General features: G+C 66.9%; 2 protein-coding genes and 1 pseudogene. All 3 read left to right on the top strand.

Going from position 1 to position 2,900, the window contains the following annotated elements:
• Positions 1-479 (top strand): ProQ/FINO family protein (locus G3N97_RS37835; RefSeq protein ID WP_241031082.1); only part of this gene is annotated, 479 nt, incomplete at its 5' end.
• 208 nt (positions 480-687) lie between these two features.
• Positions 688-2,445 carry a cation:proton antiporter gene (locus G3N97_RS37830; protein ID WP_205997856.1) on the top strand — a complete coding sequence of 586 codons (1,758 nt, stop codon included), beginning with the start codon at positions 688-690 and terminating at the stop codon, positions 2,443-2,445.
• Positions 2,446-2,629: 184 nt separating this feature from the next.
• Positions 2,630-2,900 (top strand): annotated as a pseudogene (locus G3N97_RS37825) (hypothetical protein); the annotation flags it as partial.

Genomic DNA, 2,900 nt, shown 5'->3' with positions numbered 1-2,900 from the left:
AGCGTCCGGCGCGTGCGCAACAACCGGCGGCGAATCTCAGCGAAGCCGAGAAGGCGCGCATCGAGCGCAACCGCCAGCTCAACACGGTCTGGAACGTTTTCGCGAAGCTCTATCCGACCTTCCGCGAACGTCTGCCGCTCAAGATCGGTGTCGTCGAGGATCTGGTCGCCGCGCATCCGGACTACGAGCGCACGCTGATCGTCGCCGTGCTCAAGCGCCATGTGAACCATCCGCGTTACCACGAGCGCGTGGCCGCGGGCGGTCCGCGTTACGAACTGGACGGCACGGCGTCGGAAGGCCCGGGCATCGATCCGTCGCATATCGGCCGCGCCAACGCCGCGCTCGCGCGCCAGAAGGCCAAGGCCGAGGCGCAAGCCAAGCCGCAGGACGCAGCCGCACCGGCGGCGCCGGTTGCCGGGCAGACGGCGGAAGCAGCGGAAGCGGTCATGGCGAGAGGCGGCTCGATGGCGGTTCGTTAAGCGGTGATGGAGCAGTGGCGGAGCGGGGCGGCGCTGCGCGATAGCGCGGCAAGCCGGCAATGAGCGCGCCGAAAGATGCACGCGCGGCCCGCGCCGTCCAGGGACACATCATTGTAGGCCGTGCTTTTTTCGTTTGCGACGATTTGGCCGACGCCGATCATCGGGTAACATTCAGGCATCAGACAGCGTTTTGTAAGGAATATCGTACATGCATCAAGGAATCGGCTTCATTCAGGATCTGGCAGTGGTGATGGCGATCGCGGGGATCGTCACCGTGCTGTTTCATCGCCTGAAGCAGCCGGTCGTGCTCGGCTATATCGCGGCGGGCGTGATCATCGGGCCGTACACGCCGCCGTTCCAGCTGATCCACGACGAGCAGACCATTCAGACGATGGGCGAGCTCGGCGTGGTGTTCCTGATGTTCTCGCTCGGGCTCGAATTCAGCCTGCGCAAGCTCTTTCAGGTGGGCGCGACGGCCATCGTCGCGGCGATTTCGGAAATCGTGGTGATGCTCTGGCTCGGCTACGAGATCGGCCGCGCGTTCGGCTGGGCGGCGATGGATTCGCTGTTTCTCGGCGCGATCCTGGCGATTTCGTCGACCACCATCATCGTCAAGGCGCTCGCCGATCTGGGCGTGAAGCGTGAACCGTTCGCGCAGCTCGTGTTCGGCATCCTGATCGTCGAGGACATTCTGGGCATCGCCATGCTGGTGCTGCTCGGCGGCATCGCGCAGACCGGCGAGCTGTCGCCCGGCATCGCGCTCATCACGCTCGGCAAGCTGCTCCTGTTCATGCTGGTTTCGCTGCTGGCGGGCATCCTGATCGTGCCGCGCGTGCTGGGCTACGTGGCGCGCGTGGGCAGCGACGAGATGCTGCTCGTCTCGGTGCTCGGCTTCTGTTTCGGCTTCTGCCTGCTGGTCGTGAAGCTCGACTATTCGATCGCGCTCGGCGCGTTCCTGATCGGCGCGGTCATGGCCGAATCGCGGCACCTGGAGCGCATCGAGCATCTGGTCGCGCCGCTGCGCGACGCATTTTCGGCGATCTTCTTCGTGACGATCGGGCTGATGCTCAATCCGCTCGTGCTGGTCGACTACGCGTGGCCGATCGCGGTGATCTCGCTCGCCGTGGTGTTCGGCAAGCTGGTGTCGTGCGGATTGGGCACCTTCCTCGCGGGCCGCGACGGCCGCACGGCGATGCGCGTGGGCATGACGGTTTCGCAGATCGGCGAGTTCTCGTTCATCATCGCCTCGCTCGGCCTGACGCTGAAGGTCACGAGCGGCTTTCTCTATCCGATCGCGGTGACGGTCTCGGCGATCACGACGCTCACCACGCCGTATCTGATCCGCGTGGCCGATCCGCTCTCGCAGCGCCTCGCGCGCGCCATGCCGCCCGCCGTCTCGAACGTGTTCGGCCTCTACAGCCAGTGGCTGCGCGCGCTGATGCCGCGTTCGAACGGACCGACGCTTTTTTCGCTGACGCGGCGCATCGTGGTGCAGATCGCGGTGAATCTGGCGCTGGTGTCGGCGATCTTCATCGGCATGTCGTATGGCGCGCGTTACGCCGCGCCGCTGATCGCGAACTGGGTGCCCGACGAGCGGATCCAGCGCGTCGTGCTCTGGAGCGCGGCGCTCGTGCTGGCGATGCCGTTCCTCGTCGCCGTGTGGCGCAAGACGCAGTCGCTCGCGCTGCTGCTCGCCGAGGTCAGCGTGCAGCCGGAGAAGGCGGGGCGCTTCACGCGCGCGCTGCGCCACGCGATCGCGGAGCTGGTGCCGGCCGTCTCGATGATCGGCGTGTTCGTGCTGGTGGCGGCGCTCTCGGGCACGATCCTGCCGCCGACGGGCTTTCTGATCGGCGTGCTGGTCTGCGCGGCGCTGCTCACGATGCTGCTGTGGCGCTGGTGCGTGAAGATCCACGCGAGCATGCAGATTGCGCTGCGCGAGACCTTCGACGAGCGCCAGGATTCGTAACGGCGCGTATGCTGCCGCGCGGCATGGCGCTTGCTCGGCGGCGCTGCAAATTCGCGGCGTCGTGTGATGCGTAATGTCACCGAGTGTGAGCATTTGTGCATTGGGGTGGCAACGGCCTGCGGTGCGACGCATAATCGGAGGCCTGTTCATTCGTTCGCGCGCGCGGCGCGCCCGTCCCCACGTCATGAGCGATAACAAGACCGACCACCCCGAGGTTCCCGACGGCGCTGGCCGTCCCGCCCAGTCCTCCGAGCCGGGCGCATCCGCTCCTCCTGTTTCCACGCCCGCCGGTTCCGCCACCGGCGCGACTCCTGCCGGTTCCACTGGTTCGACTGCTTCCGCCGATGAAGCCGCGCGACGCGCGTCGACCGATGCGCCCGCGAGCGCGTCGTCGGTGACGTCGGACGTGCCCGGCGCGGACAGTTCGGGCGGCGGCGCCGACGAGGAGCCGGGCG

Source organism: Paraburkholderia sp. Ac-20347 (genome assembly GCF_017104805.1).
GTDB lineage: Bacteria > Pseudomonadota > Gammaproteobacteria > Burkholderiales > Burkholderiaceae > Paraburkholderia > Paraburkholderia tropica.
The sequence above is the reverse complement of the archived record's forward strand: the minus strand, read 5'-3'. Positions and strand labels throughout refer to the sequence as shown.

Excerpts from the sequence above, each read along its gene's own strand:
- G3N97_RS37830 (WP_205997856.1), top strand. The coding sequence starts at position 688 with ATGCATCAAGGAATCGGCTTCATTCAGGATCTGGCAGTGGTGATGGCG.